This window comes from Oleiphilus sp. HI0132 (assembly GCF_001635845.1).
Genome location: NZ_LWGJ01001735.1, coordinates 1 through 963 on the forward strand (window position 1 = coordinate 1; position 963 = coordinate 963).

The 963-nt window shown below is 43.6% G+C and carries 1 protein-coding gene and 1 pseudogene; one reads left to right on the forward strand and one right to left on the reverse strand.

Annotated features, from left to right (window positions below; all coding sequences use genetic code 11):
• Positions 1 to 352: pseudogene (locus A3766_RS26505) on the reverse strand (excinuclease ABC subunit UvrA); the annotation flags it as partial.
• Between the two features lie 166 nt (positions 353 to 518).
• Between A3766_RS26505 and A3766_RS26510 the strand changes: the two are divergent.
• A complete protein-coding gene (locus tag A3766_RS26510) occupies positions 519 to 914 on the forward strand; it encodes an MFS transporter (protein WP_068643308.1) in 396 nt (131 codons plus the stop codon).
• Positions 915 to 963 lie beyond the last annotated feature (49 nt).

A 963-nucleotide genomic window follows, 5' to 3' on the forward strand; every position in this document is an offset into this window, starting at 1 on the left:
GTTCGCCTGCGCGAGCGAATAGAAGTCTAAGGTAGTCATAGATCTCAGTAATCGTACCGACAGTAGATCGTGGATTGTGAGAGGTGGATTTTTGCTCGATGGATATGGCTGGAGAAAGACCTTCAATATGGTCGACTTCAGGTTTGTCCATCATCGACAGGAATTGACGAGCGTAAGTCGACAGAGACTCGACATAACGTCGCTGGCCTTCAGCATAAAGCGTGTCAAAGGCGAGCGATGATTTACCGGAGCCAGATAAACCGGTTATTACGATTAGCTTATCACGAGGAATTGTAAGGTCGATATTTTTTAGGTTGTGTGTTTTTGCGCCACGAACGAGGATCTTATCCATTAATCTATTAACCGATGCTTAAAAACGGTCGATTATAGCAATTTAGACGCTAACTTGTATGACATATTACGCTAATGGGGTGTAAGCGCTCATTAGTACTTATTAGACCTGTATTGTGATTCCTTGCAGTGGGTCTTAATGATAGAATGGCTGCCCGAATAATTTGATGAATGTATACAAAATAATGACTGCTAGTGAAAAGCGCTCGGTAATTTCTTTAGCTCTTTTATATGCTTCGCGTATGCTTGGCTTGTTTATGGTTTTGCCGGTTTTTGTTTTATATGGGCAGGAGCTAGCCGGGTCGAGTGAAATTCTAATTGGTGTTGCTATTGGTGCTTATGGTTTGAGCCAGGCGCTGTTCCAAGTTCCCTTTGGTGCACTGTCTGACCGATTTGGTCGCAAAAAACTGATTTTCTTCGGGCTGCTCCTATTTCTCATTGGCAGTTTGGTCGCGGCACTTTCAACGACAATTTACGGTGTGATATTTGGCCGATTCCTTCAGGGGGCAGGGGCAATTGCCAGTGTCTTGATGGCTTTGCTAAGTGATTTAACGAGTGAATAGAGCCGCACCAAATCGATGGCAATTATTGGTATGTCTATTGGTGTATCTT